Genomic DNA, 15,957 nt, shown 5'->3' on the forward strand with positions numbered 1-15,957 from the left:
GCGTCCGGCTTCCTTCAGATTCCGGGTCACCCCGGACACCCTTGCCATTCGCTAACGGTTCCCATTACCAAGCCCGTAGTGGACTTTCACCACCTAGCTGTCAGACATGCCAGGCACACGAAAAAAGTGCAGCACCCGATAGAGTGCTGCAGTACACAGGGAAATCTTATTTTTTTACAAGCAGGGCATGATCCACTTTAATACAGGAATCCATGACCACTTTTCGTCCATTACTCTCCAAAAGCTCCATGGCAGCCTGGTCATAGACGCCGAGCTGCGCCCAGAAAACCGGATAGTCCGTTTCGAGAAACTCGCCGGCAACAGCCTGCAGATGGCTGGAGTCGCGGAAAATATTGACGATATCCACTTTTTCATCGATTTCTGTCAGCGAACCTACAGCCTGTTCGCCGAGAACCCCCTCAATCGTTGGGTTCACCGGTATAATCCGGTATCCCTTTTTCTGCATTGCTTCGGCGATCTGATAACTTGTGCGGTGCGGTTTATCCGATAGACCGACGACTGCGATTACCTGAGCTTCTTCCAGAACTTTTTTCTTCTGAGACTGGTCGAGCATGTAAAACACCCTTTCTATCTACTTAACGATCATTACCGGACATTCTGCCCGTTTTGCCACTTTATGGCTCACACTTCCAAGCACCATCTGCTGAAATTGGTTCAGCCCCCGGCTGCCGAGTACGACAAGATCTGCGTTCCGGTCTTTGGATTCCCTGACGATGGATGGTCCGGGCTCACCGAATATATGATGCACCGTATACGACACACCGCTTTTTTCCAGCATGTGAACGATCGTATCCACCCGCTTTTTCCGGTGCTCCGGCACTTCCCTGAAACGCATCTCTTCATCCGCTACATCCGAGCGGGCGGGAAGATCATCAACGACATGAATAAGCGTGATGTCCGCATTGGATTTCTGCGCGATAAACACCGCCCTTTCACAGGCGCGGACAGAGTGGGCAGAACCATCGGCAGCAAGAAGAATGTGTGTAAACATAAACCTTCCCCCTCTCAAGAAATACTAACCCTATATTGTATTATTCGCTTTCTCCCGGGAGCAGTCCTTCTTCTACCAGATAGTTTCTTGCTACGTCGGATGCATCTGCATCGTTGACGTCCACTTCATAATTCATCTGCATCATCTCATCTTCGGTAATTCTGCCGCCGAGAACATTTAATACGTCTTCGATTTCCGGATAGTTGATCAGAACATCCTCTCTAAAGAGCGGAGCCCCGTTAAACGGTGGAAAGACATTTTCGTCATCTTCCATCGTTACCAGATTGTATTCAATCATATAACTGTCCGTCGAATAAGCATCGATGACCTGAACATCACCGGATACGAGTGCACCCGAGCGCAGGCCGGGATCCATTGTCTGAACGTCTTCAAAATCAAGGCCGTACACATTCTGTATGGCAGGATAGCCGTCGGCTTCACGGTCATAGAATTCAAACGTGAATGCTGCTGTCAGATCCTCTTCATACGGGATGAGATCAGATATGGTCTCCACCCCTTCAGATTCAGCAAATTCTTCGGTTACCGCTAAAGCGTACGTGTTCTGGTAATCCATTGGTTCCAGGAAAACGAGGCCGTACTGTTCAAGCATACCGTCACGCGCCTGCTCATATGCTTCCTGTTCATTGTTGGATACCGGATCTTCTTCCAGCAGCGTTGTAATAGCAGTACCTGTAAATTCAAAATAGCCGTCAATATCACCGGACCGAGTCGCTTCGAAAACGATATCTGTTGTACCGAGACCCGGTTCGAGTTCGACGGAATAATCCGTTTCTGCTTCAATCAGAAGCTTGTACATATTAATCACGATTTCCGGTTCTGCACCCAGTTTCCCTGCTATAACGATTTCATCATCCTCACCTCCGCCGACAGCAAGACGATAGCCATACGGCGCTGTTACGAGCAGCAGTGCGAGTGCAACGATGACAAATATAGGACGGATGCTCGCGCCGCTTGAGCGTTTCTCTGTCTGACGGAGAATGATATCCAGAAAAACAGCAAGCAGAGCTGCAGGTATTGCACCGAGAAGAATGTAGTAATTATTGCTCCGGTTCAGACCGGTCATGATTAAATCGCCCAGTCCGCCGGCACCGACGAGTGCAGCCAATGTGGCTGTACCGACGATCAGCACCATACCGGTACGGATACCAGCCATTATGGTAGGCATCGCAAGCGGCAGCTGGACTTTAAACAGCATCTGCGGATAGCTCATGCCCATTCCGCGGGCAGCTTCTGTTAAAGCGGGGTCTACACCTTTCACACCGGTAAACGTATTACGGAGAATCGGCATCAGAGCGTAGGCAGTGAGCGCAATGATCGCAGGCGTGGTACCGATACCGACAAACGGAATCAAAAACCCGAGAAGTGCGAGGCTCGGTATCGTCTGAAGGACTGCTGTTGAACCGATTACAGGCTCTGCTCCGGTTCGTTTCACCGCTAGAAAAATTCCTAAGGGGACAGCAATAAATACGGCGATCAGAAGAGAAATTAACGACATTTCAATATGCTGCCAGAACGCATCGAGAAGAAGGTCGGAACGATCGGATGCCAGTTGAAAAAACATTTGAATTTGATTCATCGGCTTTCCACCTCTTCCTCACGCGCAAGTACATCAAGCATAGACTGCTGCGTTACCAGCTTCCCGTCCGCAGACGCTTCGGATATGCTGTTTTTTCTCATCTGCTGGTACGCATCACGGATTGTCATTTCTGGATCCAGAACGTGGAGATCGGCAGAAGCATCCCCCTGAGCCGCTTCTTTGACAGGCAGCGTCCACGGGTTTCTCCGGCTTCCGACGAATGACTTGACGAACTCATTTTCCGGCCGCTGCAGAAGCCCTTCGGGAGAGTCTATCTGAACGATGGACCCCTCCTGCATGACAGCTACTCGATCGCCGAGTTTTAAAGCTTCATCCATATCGTGCGTGACGAATACGATCGTCTTATTTATTTCCTTCTGCAGCTTTTGTATATCCTCCTGCAGCTGTTCCCGGCTCAAGGGATCCAGTGCGCTGAACGGTTCATCCATAAGAAGGATATCCGGATTGCCGGCAAGCGCCCGGACGACACCGATCCGCTGCTGCTGCCCCCCTGATAATTCGGAAGGGTATCTGCTTCGGTACGTCTCAGGCTCAAGGCCGACCATGTGGAGGAGTTCATCAATCCGTGATTCTGTACTCGATTTCTCCCAGCCTTTTAACTCCGGTACGATAGCGATGTTTTCCGCTATCGTCATATGGGGGAATAGTGCGATCTGCTGAAGGACATAGCCGATTTCCCAGCGGAGCTGATGGATATTTTTCTTCTGAATATCCTCCCCCTGGATTTCAATCACTCCGCCTGTTGCATCGATCAGACGGTTGATCATTTTCATCGATGTCGTTTTCCCGCAGCCACTCGGGCCGATGAGAATGAAAAATTCCCCCTGCTCTACGCGGAATGAAACGTCATTGACCGCTTTGGTTCCATCAGGAAACTGTTTGGAGACCTGCTTGAACTCAATCACTTGTCCACCTCTTCTGATTCCTTCAAGTTATACAGCGCAGTATATTTATCAGTTAAATACCGGATGAGCGGCTCGGGGGTCATTTCCCACCCACTTGCAGACTTCAGCAGCTCTTCAGGGTCCATCAGTCTGCCGTGACGGTGGACATTCTCTGTAAGCCACTCTTTTACAGGGGTGAGATTCCCTTCTTCCAGCAGTTCATTAAATTCCGGCAGATCCTGAAGCATTGCCTCCTTCAGCTGGGCCGCGTAAATATAGCCGAATGCATAGGAAGGAAAATAGCCGAACATACCGGCAGGCCAGTGGACATCCTGCAGTACGCCTTCACTATCATTCTCCGGACGGATGCCGAGCAGCTCCTCCATTTTATCCGCCCAGGCTTCCGGCAGATCATCCACTTCCAGTTCACCGCGGATCAGTGCTTTCTCGAGCTCATAGCGGAGAATGATATGAAGGCAGTACGTCAGCTCATCTGCTTCAATCCGGATCAGCGATGGGCCGGCCTGGTTCACCGCCGGATAAAAAGAATCGAGCGGAACGTTCTTCAGCGGTTCGTGCGCGTCCTGCAGAAGTGGATAATACGACTTCCAGAAAGCGTAATGCCGTCCGACGAAATTTTCCCAGAAAAGAGACTGGGACTCATGAATTCCCATCGAAGCACCGCCCGAGAGCAGCGTGCCATAAAGATCTGCGCCGATGTTCTGTTCGTACAGAGCATGGCCTCCTTCGTGGATGGTGCCGAAAACAGCCGTACGGAAATCATTCTCATCATATTTCGTTGTCACACGTACGTCCCCGCTGTTTAATCCAATAGCAAAAGGATGGACCGTTTTATCGAGCCGCCCTGCATCAAAATCGTAGTGCATCGCTTCAAGAATTTTTTGACTGAAGGCTGCCTGGTCCTGCTCCTGCATACCGGAAAACAGATCGGCCGGCGGATTCTTCTTCGTGCTGATCTGTTCCACCAGCGGAACGAGCTCTTGTTTCAACTTTGCAAACACGTCATCGATCTTTTCGGTTGTAAGTCCCGGTTCAAAATCATCCAGGAGCGCATTGTACTTTTCTCCTTCGTATCCTTTCCATTCAGCGTACCTGCGCTGGAAGTCAACGATGTCTTTTAAGTATGGTGCAAATGTCTGAAAATCGCCGGTCTCCTTCGCTTCCTCCCACGCCTTCTCCGACTGCGTTGTTAACACAACAAAGGCTTTATATTCCTCCTGAGGGACGTTCGTCAGTTTGTCGAATGTTCTGCGGCATTCCCTGAGAGATGCTTCCGTTACTTTATTATCTGTACGCCCGGGAAGCTCATTTAAAAATGACCTCATCTCTTCAGACGTTTCCCGCTCAAAAATCATTTCCGAAAGCGTACCTACTGCTTCGCCGCGTCCCGCTGCTCCTTTTTTAGGGGCATAAGTTCTCAGATCCCACGCCATAAGACCTGCTGCTTCTTTTAAGTGCTCTGTTTTCTGCATATACGAATAAAATTGTTTTTCCATCGTCTCCGCTCCTTTTTCTGTGCATTATGTAGCTTACTATTTCCATTATACGGAACGTTCACACAAATTTCACGCAATACAGCACCGGCGTAAGCTGTGTTACACTGAATGTTAGAGGTGATAACGTGAATTTAAAGGTAACAGAACGGGCAGCTTCCTTTTATCAGAAGGAAATGCAGCTGCAGGAATCAGACGGACTTTATTTTTATCTGCGTGTCGGCGGCATGGGTTCCGGCGGTTTTTCAGCCGGCGTGACGGGGAGCAGACCGGATATCGATTATGAAACCATCCAGACGGGAGGCATCACGGTCTATATTGCCGAAACAGACCGGTGGTACTTCGATGGCATGACAATCGATTATGATCCCGACATCGGTGACATCGTCTTCCATGAAGAAGGCACCGATTTATCTTTCAAGGAAGCAGATTAATGAGCGTCATAGTGTGCACAGAAAAAACGCAGGATGAAGCGGTTAGGCTTCATCCTGCGTTTTTATGCTATCCACCAACACGGTGCATTTCCAGTTTCTTCGAAGGCCCCGTAGCTTTCAGACGCTCTTCGGAATAGTTATCGTCCCTTTTCTTCCAGACAGATTCAAGGACGTCCGAGAGTGTTTCCGGCTCGTTTCTAACGACGGAACGGAGGTCTGTTCCCTTCGATGCGAACAGACACGTAAGCAGCTGTCCGTCCGCTGTCAGCCGGGCACGGTTGCATGAATGACAGAACGCATCCGATACGGAGGAGATGACTCCGATCTCGCCGCTGCCGTCCTTGTATTTAAACCGGTCCGCAGTCTCGCCGGGCTGGGAAGGATCCGCCTGCTCCAGTGGAAACTGCTTCTGAAGAGACTCGATGATCTCTTTTTTCGTGAGTACGTGATCCAGCTTCCAGCCGTTGGCATTTCCTACATCCATATATTCAATGTAGCGCAGAACAATATCGGTGCCTCTGAAATACTCCGCCATCGGCAGAACGTCTTCCTCGTTCATGCCTTTTTTGACGACCATGTTCACTTTTACCGAAAGCCCGGCTTTCTGCGCAGCCTCAATTCCGTTCAGCACATGCTTGACGCGCATGGACCGGCCGGTGATAGACTGAAACCGGTCATCGTCAAGGGAGTCGAGACTGACAGAAACCCGCTTTAATCCAGCCTGCTTTAAATCCTCTGCGTGCTTTGGCAGCAGAATGCCGTTTGTCGTCATAGCTATATCTTCAATCTCTGTATATCGGCTCAATCTGGCAATTAAATCAGTCAGATTTTTCCGCAGCAGCGGCTCGCCTCCGGTAATACGGAGTTTTTTTACATCCGCCCGTTCAATACAGGCAGCAGTAATAGCTTCAATTTCCTCAAAGCTCAGCAGATCCTCTCCTTGAAGAAAAGGAAAGTGATCATCAAAAATTTCTTTCGGCATGCAGTAACGGCAGCGCAGATTGCACTGGTCTGTTACTGATATGCGCAGGTCGCGGAGCGGCCGGTTTCTCGTATCCAGAAGCATTTTTCCACGCTCCTTTTCAGCGTGGGAGTTTTTCTCCCCAGAATTGATAATACTGCGTCTTGATATTTCCATTGTACAGCTTTCTTCGCTTCGTTGCTTCTTTTCCGTACAATTTTTCAAAGCGTTCGTGGGACGTAATGATATACACGCTCCAGTGCGGGAAACCGAGCATCAGTTTTCCGAGTTCACGGTAAAGCGTCTCGACCTCTTCACGCTCCTGCATACGTTCGCCGTAAGGCGGGTTTCCAATCATGACACCTTTTACCTCATCTGGATGGAAATCCTGTACCCGCATCTGTTTCCAGTAAATCTGATCCGGGAATCCTGCCTCCATCGCATTTGATCTCGCAATTTCAATCATCTTATGGTCGATATCCGAGCCGGTAATGGTAAATTCCTTGTCGTAATCCGCTGCTTCCTCCGCATCCTCCAGCGCTTTCTCCCAGACGTTCTGCGGAAACCAGTGCCAGTTTTCAAAGGCAAAGGACCGCTGAGTGCCCGGTGCAATATTCTGGGCAATCATTGCCGCTTCGATCGGGATCGTACCGCTTCCGCAGAATGGATCATGAAGAGGCAGATCCGGATGCCAGTTGGCGAGTTTCAGCATGGCCGCTGCGAGCGTTTCTTTAAGCGGCGCCTGATTCTGTGCACTTCTGTACCCTCTTTTATGCAGTGCGCTCCCGCTCGTATCGAGTGTAAGAACAGCATGGTCTTTATGAAGAGCGACTTCAATCACAGACTCTCCGCCCTGTTCGTCGAACCAGGAGACATCATATGACTGCTTCAGTTTTTCAACAACCGCTTTTTTAACGATGGACTGGCAGTCGGAAATGCTGAACAGCGTTGATTTAACGGATCTGCCGAGTACAGGAAACGCGCTGTTTTTTTCCAGAAACTGCTCCCACGGCAGTGCTTTCGTTTTTTCAAACAGCTCATCAAATGTAACGGCGGGAAATTCACCGACAATCAGCTTGACGCGTTCCGCTGTTCGGAGCCAGAGGTTGGCACGTGCGATATCGGATGCATCCCCCTGAAAACGGACTCTTCCGTTCTCCACTTGAATGTCTTTCATTCCTAAGTCTTTTAGTTCTTTTGCAGCGACTGCTTCCAGACCCATCGTCGTCGTTGCCAGAAGAGAATACTGTGTCATTCGTTCACCTGCTTTATTTTAATGTAGGAAATGTAAAAAAAGGCCCCACGATCCACGTGAGGCTGCGGCTGTTATACTCCAGCTGTACTCTGTAAGCCATGTTCTGTCTTTCGTACTGCAGACGGGGAACCTCCCCTCGTACAAAAGCGGTAATCATCTGTCTACGGACAAACTGTCCGTCTTCCGGTCCGTTTGATTCCTTTCCGGAAGTGCCCCTACCAAATTTTGGGTTTCTCACTCGCGGGGTTTACCTCGTTCCACCTTTACCGTTTCCAGTAAAGCTCCGTCACTGTGGCACTTTCAAGAGATGGCTGCCATATCCGCTGATGGGACACAGGCAGAGTCTCTGCCGTCAGTGTGCAGACGCACACTGCCCTGACTTATTTTTTCGTCAGGCACGAACACTACAGCCGTTTCAGGCTGTGCGAGCATGGACTTTCCTCTATGCGCTGAATGCGCACAGCGATTACCCGAGTACAGCAGAAGAAAACAACGCAGTTTATCATATCACAGCGCGGACCAGTTATCAAACGCTGGTGCCGTTCCTTGCCTTCTGGACCGCTTTTTTTGCAAGAACATCTGCTTCTCTGTTTTCCTTCGTCGGAATCCATTTAATAAAGCATGCTTCAAACTGATCCATGATCGTTAAAATTTCTTCGAGCAGCGGACGGAACGATTTGTTTTTAATAAATCGTTTTTCCACAGCATCAACGAGCACCTGGGAGTCGGAACAGATGGAGACAACGTTGAACCCTTCTTCCTGTGCAAGCGAGAGTCCGAGCAGGCATGCATGAAATTCTGCTTCATTATTCGTCATCGGATGAAGCGGCACACTGTGGCGCCACTGCTTGCCTCCCTGCTTCATGAAGATCCCTGCACCGCTTGGTCCCGGGCTTCCCGCACTGGCACCATCAATATACAGCGTAGCAATCATCGCTCATCATGAAGCCGGCTGCCGAACACGTGTTTTTCCAGGTTGGACAGTCTGCGTAGAATGTCGTAATTCGTATTAGCGGCCGGAGCTTTGGGAGCAGAACGCTGCTCCTCACGCTGTGGCCGCTGTTTTTGTTCTTCGAGCTGTTTTTCAAGCTTCTGAACCTGGCTTTCAAATGCTTCATAATCTTTAATAATTTCATCAAGAAACTGATCTACTTCATCCTGATTGTATCCGCGCATACTCGTTTTGAATTCTTTTTCGTAAATATCATTTTTCGACAGTTTTGCCATCCGTTCCATAAGTGCTTCACCTCTATAGTTGTCATTTTTTCAAAATCGGTGCGTCTTGTCAATTCCAGTCATCCTGCATATCCCGGATCTTATCTTCTATTTCCTCCGGCGTCAGGTAGAGAACCGGATAATCCTTCTTTTTCTCTGCTGCCTGCAGAAAAAAGCGCGGTGATCCTTCCATTTCCTCATCATAAAGAAGCAGAAGCGCATCTGTCTTTGATACGAGGAATTCGTTTTTCAGCCGGAGCTGCGCAGGTGATTCATACGGCCGCTTCGTTATAAAATCATGGTAGTCACACTGTGACCATACTTTATCATACAACTGCTTTACCGGGTCCGGAAAGCGGGCATCCTGCTCGGTAAACGGAGCAATAACAGCTGTCTGTACCGGGTACCCCTCCTGCTTCAGCTCAATCGCAGCTTCGCCGGCCCAGAGTTCCACGCCCGGCTGTCCGCTTGTGACGATCCATTCTGTTCCCTCTTGTTGGATAAACTCTTCCAGTTTCTTTTTAATCGCCTGTTTCAGCCAGGGTAGCTGATCATGCTTCTCCTGAAAGATACCCAGCTCATTCGGTTTGTATCCCGATACTGCAAGTACTCGGTACAAAATATCCCTCCTGATCGGACTGACCGGGCTGCTGCCGGCAGCCGTCCTGCAGATCAGGACACGCAGACACGGAAACCGCCAGTTATAGTAAACATTTCTATCTTCCAAAAAAATCCGCTTCCACCACCCCTGGTGAAAGCGGAGACACTACTGCAGAAACAGCAAAGTACCGCCAATAACTGCAAAAAACATAACGACGAGCATTCGAGCCATTTTCCTCTTCCCTTCTAATACCTTCTCCATTGTATCTTAGTCATATTTGAAGGGAATTGCAAGCCCTTAATAGGAACCCGGAGCCATATAACCGGGGACCTCCTCGAGGTAGTGGTAACGCTTCTGCCTGAACAAATAATCCAGGACTGTGGAAGCAGCCGAAGCATCTTCCAATGCGTGATGCCGTCTGGTGGAAAGCTTGAGATCACTCACCCATTTATCGAGCCGGTGATCCGGTTTGTCTGCTGTTTTTCTGGAAAGCTCCAGAATATCGAGACCGGGAACCAGGAGAGGCGGCATCTGCCACCTTTTTAAAAGCTCCTGGAGGAATGGAAGATCAAACGATGCCGGATATGCCGCCTGCACGCTTCCCTCCTGAAACGACAAGTAGGAAGTCAGTATTTCCGGAAAGGATGGCGAGAGATTAATCTGCTGCTGCTTCAGACCCGTCAGTTCTTCAATAAACGGAGGTACAGGTTTAAACGCGGAGCACGTATCGTAAAATTGTTTCTCGTTCCTGCAGGCACCAATTGAGAGCACTTCATCACCCAGATCCGGGAAAAAACCAGTTGTTTCCAGATCAACGACCGTAAAGTCTATCCGGTTCACATCCGTATGCATCCGTTCTGCGGCTGCATTCGCTTTTTCCACAGCTTCACATGCGATATCGAAAATGACTCTGTTTTCGTCAATAAAAGCATCCCTGTATTTTTCGAATGCCGGTCCGTCCTGAAACGTATGCTTCATCCATCTCAGCAGCATCAGGAAATCCCCCTGCTTTTTTGAAAGCTCAGCTCGAACATCTGCTGAAGCCGTTTTGCAACGACGAGCGCTTCCTTCAGGCGTTTCCGATCGTCCTTTTCCATCTCCAGCGGCAGCAGCTGGTTTGTGAGCGGACGTTCATCACGAAGCTGATTTAAATGAAGTTCAATCCGGAATTGATGGAGCACATCCAGAGCAGTTAAAATGTTTCGGACATCCCGGGGGTGGAACACTTCCAGTTTTTCCAGCTGAAGAAGCCTCTCCTTTGTCGATACCGCTTCAATACCATACTGCATGGCAGAAATCCGGACGCCGTTAACGATCTGCATAAGCCCCTGTTTTTTAATGTCCAGCTCGGAGCGTCTGCTGCGGAACGAGAAGCGGCCGAGTGCATTAACCGGAACGCGGAAACGGAGCGTATCTTTCATCAGCATGGCATGAAGCAGCCGCCCTTCTTTAGCGTGCGGAAGCACGTACGTCCGTAATTCTTCTGCAAGCGAGTAGTCCCCGAACACCGGACGGTAGTCAATAAAGATGGTAAAATCACGGATTTCGCGGCTGTCGCTTTCTTTAATCCAGCGGACGACCTCTCTTTTCCACTCGCTAACTTCTCTGCACCAGCGGCGCTCCCGTGCCATAATGCCTCCGGTACATTCTGGAAACCCAGCCTGAACGAGTCCATCATTTACCCGCGCAGCAAAGCGGTGAAAGTAATCTTCAATGTCATTTTTGTTCTCCAGGTGGCGGTAGTCTGCAAGAATCAGTCCATTATCCTGGTCTGTACTGAAACCCTGCTCCATCCGCCCCTGGCTTCCCATCACGATAAAACAATAATTTACCGGAGGCAGCCCGTACCCATCCTGCTGCATAGAGCGCACTGCCAGCTGTATAATCCGGCGGTGGATCTGATCATTGTAGCTGGATAAAAATTCACTGACCTCTCCGGCGGCGATCCCTTCTGTTAACAGAGAGCGGGTAAATGCATGAAACGTCTGATTTACTTTCGGTGAGGCAGAAGCTGCTTCCTTAAACGACTGGGCATGCTGAAGTTCATAAGCCAGCTGCAGATATTCCGAATCCTGCAGCTGCAGAAATGATTCCGCTGTCAGCATTCCGACAACCGTCACCCCGTGAACGACAGGAATCAGCTCGATATGATCGTCTTTAAAATAGGTGAGTACTTCATACGTAAATGTATCTTCCTCCACCGATGGAACAGACTGTTTCCACTGCGACACAGCATCTGTCATCCTGCCGCTTACAGCACATTTCAGCGCGCCGCGCTGCGTCAGCACGCCGGAATACGCCCCTTCTTCGGTAACGAGAACCAGCCCTTCAAGATTTTCTGAAGCCAGACGCCTGCAGGCAGCACTCATTTCCTGCGAGTCCGGTATCGTCGGAGCATGAGTCATAAGTGAACGTACTTTCGTCCGGAACAGCTGGAAATTTTCTTCATTTCCACCGGTTTCCTGCTTCAGTTCGTGATAGAGCGACTTCATACTCTCCCCAAGGTCATGATGGATCGCTGTACGGAAGGCCTGGTTCTCCTCCATCAGCTGCAGCACCGTTTTTTTGGACAGTTTCAGCATAACGGAAGGTTCCAGAGCCTCGACGGAAAACGTCATTTTACCGCCGGAAAATAAAATCATAAGGCCGATCAGGTCACCAGGATAGTAAAACCGCACTGATACGGCACGGCCGTCTTCGCGGTGCAGAACATTTTTACAGAGCCCTTCGAGAAGGAAGTAGACTTCCACATCTTCTTCTTCCTCATGGAAAAGGAATTCATTTGCATCCGCACGCATCCACTGGGACACTGCTGTAAGCCGGTCGAACTCTTCATCAGTAAGTGAGCTGAAAGGTGCCATATTCCGGATGGATATATCTACATTATTCGTTTTCACGCTGCAACACCTTCTTTTCTACACGGGAAAGCCTGTGCCTGTATTTGGTTCTTTCTTTATCCGTCATACGGCTCTCATCAAGCGGCGTTAACAGCGATTGGGCCGCCTCCATCTTTTTCAGCTGATGTTCATACAGTTTTGCCAGTTCCTCATACACATAGTAAGGTCCCTGAAGAGGAGCGCTGCACACATTTTCAAGGACGGCCGCCGCCTGATGCACGTCGCCTCTCTTTTTATGGATAAGCGCCTTATAGTAAGCACGCTTAAAGGAAGACGACCCATCCAGTTTATCGGCATGTCGAAAATGTTCCTGCGCACGCTCTGTCTCATTCAGCTGATACCACCATAATGCGGACGCCTCACTTTCCACCGTCATCGCACTTTTTTCCGGAAACAGAAGCTTCTCTGAAAGAACGATGTAAAGTTCAATAAGGGACATAATATCCTGTGCATGGTGATCGACGATTCCTTCGAGAAGGGCCGGATCATTTTTTTCCAGGTATTCAAAGTACAAAAGCGGAGCCATGCTTCCGGGGGTATCACCGGTTCTAGGTTTGTTTAAAATCTTCTCTTCAATGACGGGAAGACGGCAGGAAGGCAGCGTATCTTTCCAGAAGCGCCGTGCTGCGTGAAGAAGATCCACATGACCTGTCTCCGGCAGTCTCGGAAGCTCTCTCTGCAGAAAAGCATGACGTGATTTCACACGGGGCCAGTCAAACGCTTTGCCATTATAGGTAACAAGGTGCTCCTCCTGCCCGAGATCATCGAGAAAACCGCCGAGAAAAGCGGCCTCCGTTTCCGGTCCTTCCATAAAATGCTGAGTGATTTCCACGCCTTGTTTTGATACACGACCGTAACCGAGGAGAAAAATATATGTGCCTGCACCGCTGTCCAGACCGGTTGTCTCCGTATCGAAAAACAGAAGCGAAGCATCTTTCGGAACTGAAACCGGATGAACCGTATCCTGCCAGAAATTCAGGCAGTTCACTAAACGGTCGTACAGCTCCGGATCGCTCCAGGCTGTTGTAAACCGCCTTCTCTGGGAACGGACGCCGTCGAGATAAAAGGGATAAAAACCGATTTTTTCAAAGTCGGGCCGTTCTTCTGCAGCAGCCTGCGGCGCTGCTTCCTTCGGCTCCGGGGCCATCCGCTTTAATTTTTTTAATAGACTCATTTCATCACCTACCGGTAAAGTGCATTTTCTAGAAGCCTGGCTGCCCAGTGTTTTACATTAATCCCGTCAAAAGCAGCTGTCATTCCTGTACATGATGGACAGCCTGAGTCACACGGACAGCCGCTCAAATACGATCTCGTCTTTTCCAGCACGTTTTCCGCTTCTTTATATATTTTATCAGAAAGACCGATGCCGCCCGGATAACGATCGTACAGAAAGATTGTCGGAAGCTCGGCGTGGGCGGATTTCACTTGGGGAACAGTAAAAAGGTCGCCTTTGTCACACATTACATGCACACAGGCCACGTGCTGCCAGACGTGGGCAAGCCCCAAAAGTACCTGCTCCACTTCTTCCTCACCAAGTGCCTCCACGGCCTCCTCTGAAAATTCGAGCATGACAGCGGTTGAATGCAGTTCCTGCTCCGGAAGATGAATAGGGCCCGAACCGACGTTTTCGAACGTGTCCAGCTTAATTTTTTTAAACAGCGTCGCCATAGCAGAAACCATCACATCTCCGTACTGGAGAAATGTCCCGCCGGCAAGTTCTTTTTCTTCATCGATTTCAAGCACCGTGAGCTTCACCGCAAGGTTGGCATCTGTGAAATAGTCGACGCTTACTTCACGGACATACGCTTTCTTTTCGTCCCAGTCCAGCAGTTCCACTTGAAATTGAATTCCTTCGTGCAGGTAGATTGCCTCATCATGTAGAAGCGTCAGCGCGCTGAACGTATCCATTTCACCAATCACTCTGTTTTTGGCCGGAATACTCTGATCGATAATAACGACATTTTCCTGCGCTGCTGAACGCAGGCTTATATTATGAGCAGGGAAAGCGTCATTCATCCAGTACCATTTTCCACTCCGCTCATGCAGCACACGGGATTCAGATAGATACTCCAGGAATCCTGCCGTATCTTCCCAAGTTAAATCGTCAAACGGCTCTCCTTCGGCAAAAGGAAGTTCATACACTGCACACTTGATATGGTCCGCAAGAATAATCACGTTGTTTTTGTTCAATCTCGCCGTTTCGGGAGAGCTTTCAAAGAAATACGAAGGATTCGTAAATACATACTGATCCACAGGGGAGGAATCTGCAGCCAGAATGACGAGTGATTCGTTTTGTCGTCTTCCAGCACGTCCTGCCTGCTGCCAGCTCGAAGCGATCGATCCCGGATAACCGGTTAAAATACATACCTGCAGCTGCCCGATATCCACTCCAAGTTCCAGTGCATTCGTACTGATGACACCAAGCGTCTCACCGGTTCTTAGTGTCCGTTCGATTTCTCTACGTTGATTGGGGAGATAGCCGCCTCTGTACCCCCGGACCGACTGACGGAGTTCATCATTTTCCAGACCGGCCTGAATCCTGCTTAAAATGACTTCCACGCGGACTCTGCTGCGGGCAAAAACAATCGTCTGAATCCGCTCTTTTAAAAAGGAAAGTGCAAGCTGCTGCACTGCTTTTGACGGACTCTGCCGGATACGCAGCTCTTCATTCACGATCGGTGGATTGAAGAATGCAATATGCTTTTTTCCTGAAGGAGCCCCGTTCGTATTAATCAGCGAAGCTTTTTCTCCGGTAAGCTGTTCCGCCAGCTCTTTTGGATTGGCGATTGTTGCTGACGTGCTGATGAAGACAGGGTCGCTTCCGTAATATCTGCAGAGCCGTTTCAGCCGCCGGATCACGTTTGCAACATGGGAGCCGAAAACCCCTCTGTATGTGTGAAGTTCATCGATCACGACCGTTTCCAGATTTTCAAACAGCGAAATCCACTTCGTATGATGCGGCAGGATGGCGGAATGAAGCATATCCGGGTTCGTAATAACGATATGCCCGGCCCGCCGCACGTGCTGGCGGATCGAAGACGGTGTATCCCCGTCATACGTAAAGCTGTTAATTTCCGATTCCATTGCTTCGATCAATTCATCCAGTTCACTACGCTGATCCTGTGACAGCGCTTTTGTCGGAAAAAGGTAGAGTGCTCTTGCGTTGGGATTAGCGGCAAGGTTCGACAGCACCGGCAGATTGTAACAGAGCGTCTTGCCGGAAGCGGTCGGCGTTACCGTTACGATATTCTCCTTTTTCTGGACGGCCTGAAACGCCTCTGCCTGATGGGTGTACAGCTCATCGATACCGCGGCTTTTAAGCGCTGCTTTCAGCTTTTCCGGCACCGTTTCCGGCATCGGTGCATACCGGGCTGCGACAGGTGCGATCTCATGCCAGTAGGATATATTTTCATTATTTTTAAGGGCATCTATTAATTCCTGAAACGTCCGTTTTCGAAACATACGTTCCCTCCTCGAGTAGATCCTGTTCTCCTCTATGGCAGAAAAAAGCTCTCCCACGTGAGAATCAATGTGGCAGAGCGGCTGCAAAAAGGACAGTTGTAACG

Annotated in this window: 15 protein-coding genes and 1 other RNA gene; 1 reads left to right on the forward strand and 15 read right to left on the reverse strand. The window is 49.6% G+C overall.

All coding sequences use genetic code 11. The annotated features are described in order from the left end of the window. Nucleotides 1–166: 166 nt before the first annotated feature. From C6I21_RS14520 to C6I21_RS14540, 5 genes are read right to left on the reverse strand one after another with little or no spacing between them, the layout of a single operon-like run. Nucleotides 167–574 carry a CoA-binding protein gene (locus tag C6I21_RS14520; RefSeq protein WP_105960208.1) on the reverse strand — a complete coding sequence of 136 codons (408 nt, stop codon included), beginning with the start codon at nucleotides 572–574 and terminating at the stop codon, nucleotides 167–169. 18 nt (nucleotides 575–592) lie between these two features. After that, nucleotides 593–1,012, reverse strand: a complete 420-nt coding sequence (locus C6I21_RS14525) for a universal stress protein (protein WP_105960209.1) — start codon at nucleotides 1,010–1,012, stop codon at nucleotides 593–595. Nucleotides 1,013–1,052: 40 nt separating this feature from the next. Continuing rightward, entirely contained in the window at nucleotides 1,053–2,609 is a 1,557-nt protein-coding gene (locus C6I21_RS14530) for an ABC transporter permease/substrate-binding protein (RefSeq protein ID WP_105960210.1), read from the reverse strand. Beyond that, on the reverse strand, nucleotides 2,606–3,535 hold the full coding sequence (locus tag C6I21_RS14535; RefSeq protein WP_105960211.1) for an ABC transporter ATP-binding protein: 930 nt from the start codon (nucleotides 3,533–3,535) through the stop codon (nucleotides 2,606–2,608). Before C6I21_RS14535 ends, C6I21_RS14530 begins: the two co-directional genes overlap by 4 nt. After that, nucleotides 3,532–5,031, reverse strand: a complete 1,500-nt coding sequence (locus C6I21_RS14540) for a carboxypeptidase M32 (protein ID WP_105960212.1) — start codon at nucleotides 5,029–5,031, stop codon at nucleotides 3,532–3,534. The genes C6I21_RS14535 and C6I21_RS14540 overlap by 4 nt, the downstream gene beginning before the upstream one ends. 125 nt (nucleotides 5,032–5,156) lie before the next feature. Here C6I21_RS14540 and C6I21_RS14545 point away from each other — a divergent pair, with 125 nt between their 5' ends. Further along, nucleotides 5,157–5,462, forward strand: a complete 306-nt coding sequence (locus C6I21_RS14545; protein ID WP_105960213.1) for a HesB/YadR/YfhF family protein — start codon at nucleotides 5,157–5,159, stop codon at nucleotides 5,460–5,462. 67 nt (nucleotides 5,463–5,529) lie between these two features. On the opposite strand, the gene moaA is transcribed toward C6I21_RS14545, so the two are convergent. The 10 genes from moaA to C6I21_RS14595 form a co-directional block, all read right to left on the reverse strand. Next, a complete protein-coding gene (gene moaA, locus C6I21_RS14550) occupies nucleotides 5,530–6,528 on the reverse strand; it encodes a GTP 3',8-cyclase MoaA (RefSeq protein ID WP_245411659.1) in 999 nt (332 codons plus the stop codon). A 16-nt stretch (nucleotides 6,529–6,544) separates the two neighbouring features. Beyond that, nucleotides 6,545–7,678 carry a THUMP domain-containing class I SAM-dependent RNA methyltransferase gene (locus C6I21_RS14555; RefSeq protein WP_105960215.1) on the reverse strand — a complete coding sequence of 378 codons (1,134 nt, stop codon included), beginning with the start codon at nucleotides 7,676–7,678 and terminating at the stop codon, nucleotides 6,545–6,547. Nucleotides 7,679–7,765: 87 nt separating this feature from the next. Further along, an RNA gene (gene rnpB, locus C6I21_RS14560) (RNase P RNA component class B) lies at nucleotides 7,766–8,156 on the reverse strand. A 48-nt stretch (nucleotides 8,157–8,204) separates the two neighbouring features. After that, nucleotides 8,205–8,612 (reverse strand): ribonuclease HI family protein, encoded by a 408-nt coding sequence (locus C6I21_RS14565; protein WP_342587723.1) that lies wholly within the window; start codon nucleotides 8,610–8,612, stop codon nucleotides 8,205–8,207. Then, entirely contained in the window at nucleotides 8,609–8,914 is a 306-nt protein-coding gene (gpsB, locus tag C6I21_RS14570; protein ID WP_105960216.1) for a cell division regulator GpsB, read from the reverse strand. Before gpsB ends, C6I21_RS14565 begins: the two co-directional genes overlap by 4 nt. Before the next feature lie 49 nt (nucleotides 8,915–8,963). Then, the gene (locus C6I21_RS14575; protein WP_105960217.1) at nucleotides 8,964–9,512 is read right to left on the reverse strand and encodes an SLOG family protein; all 549 of its coding nucleotides are present in this window, start codon (nucleotides 9,510–9,512) and stop codon (nucleotides 8,964–8,966) included. 279 nt (nucleotides 9,513–9,791) lie between these two features. Beyond that, nucleotides 9,792–10,487, reverse strand: coding sequence for a 3'-5' exonuclease (locus tag C6I21_RS14580; protein ID WP_105960218.1), 696 nt, complete (start codon nucleotides 10,485–10,487; stop codon nucleotides 9,792–9,794). Continuing rightward, the gene (locus C6I21_RS14585; RefSeq protein WP_105960219.1) at nucleotides 10,487–12,391 is read right to left on the reverse strand and encodes a DUF294 nucleotidyltransferase-like domain-containing protein; all 1,905 of its coding nucleotides are present in this window, start codon (nucleotides 12,389–12,391) and stop codon (nucleotides 10,487–10,489) included. Before C6I21_RS14585 ends, C6I21_RS14580 begins: the two co-directional genes overlap by 1 nt. Further along, a complete protein-coding gene (locus C6I21_RS14590; protein ID WP_105960220.1) occupies nucleotides 12,378–13,565 on the reverse strand; it encodes a ribonuclease H-like domain-containing protein in 1,188 nt (395 codons plus the stop codon). Before C6I21_RS14590 ends, C6I21_RS14585 begins: the two co-directional genes overlap by 14 nt. Nucleotides 13,566–13,573: 8 nt before the next feature. Then, nucleotides 13,574–15,853, reverse strand: a complete 2,280-nt coding sequence (locus tag C6I21_RS14595) for a DEAD/DEAH box helicase (protein ID WP_105960221.1) — start codon at nucleotides 15,851–15,853, stop codon at nucleotides 13,574–13,576. Nucleotides 15,854–15,957: the final 104 nt, after the last annotated feature.

Origin of the sequence: Alkalicoccus urumqiensis (assembly GCF_002993335.1) — a bacterium.
Taxonomy (GTDB): domain Bacteria; phylum Bacillota; class Bacilli; order Bacillales; family Salisediminibacteriaceae; genus Alkalicoccus; species Alkalicoccus urumqiensis.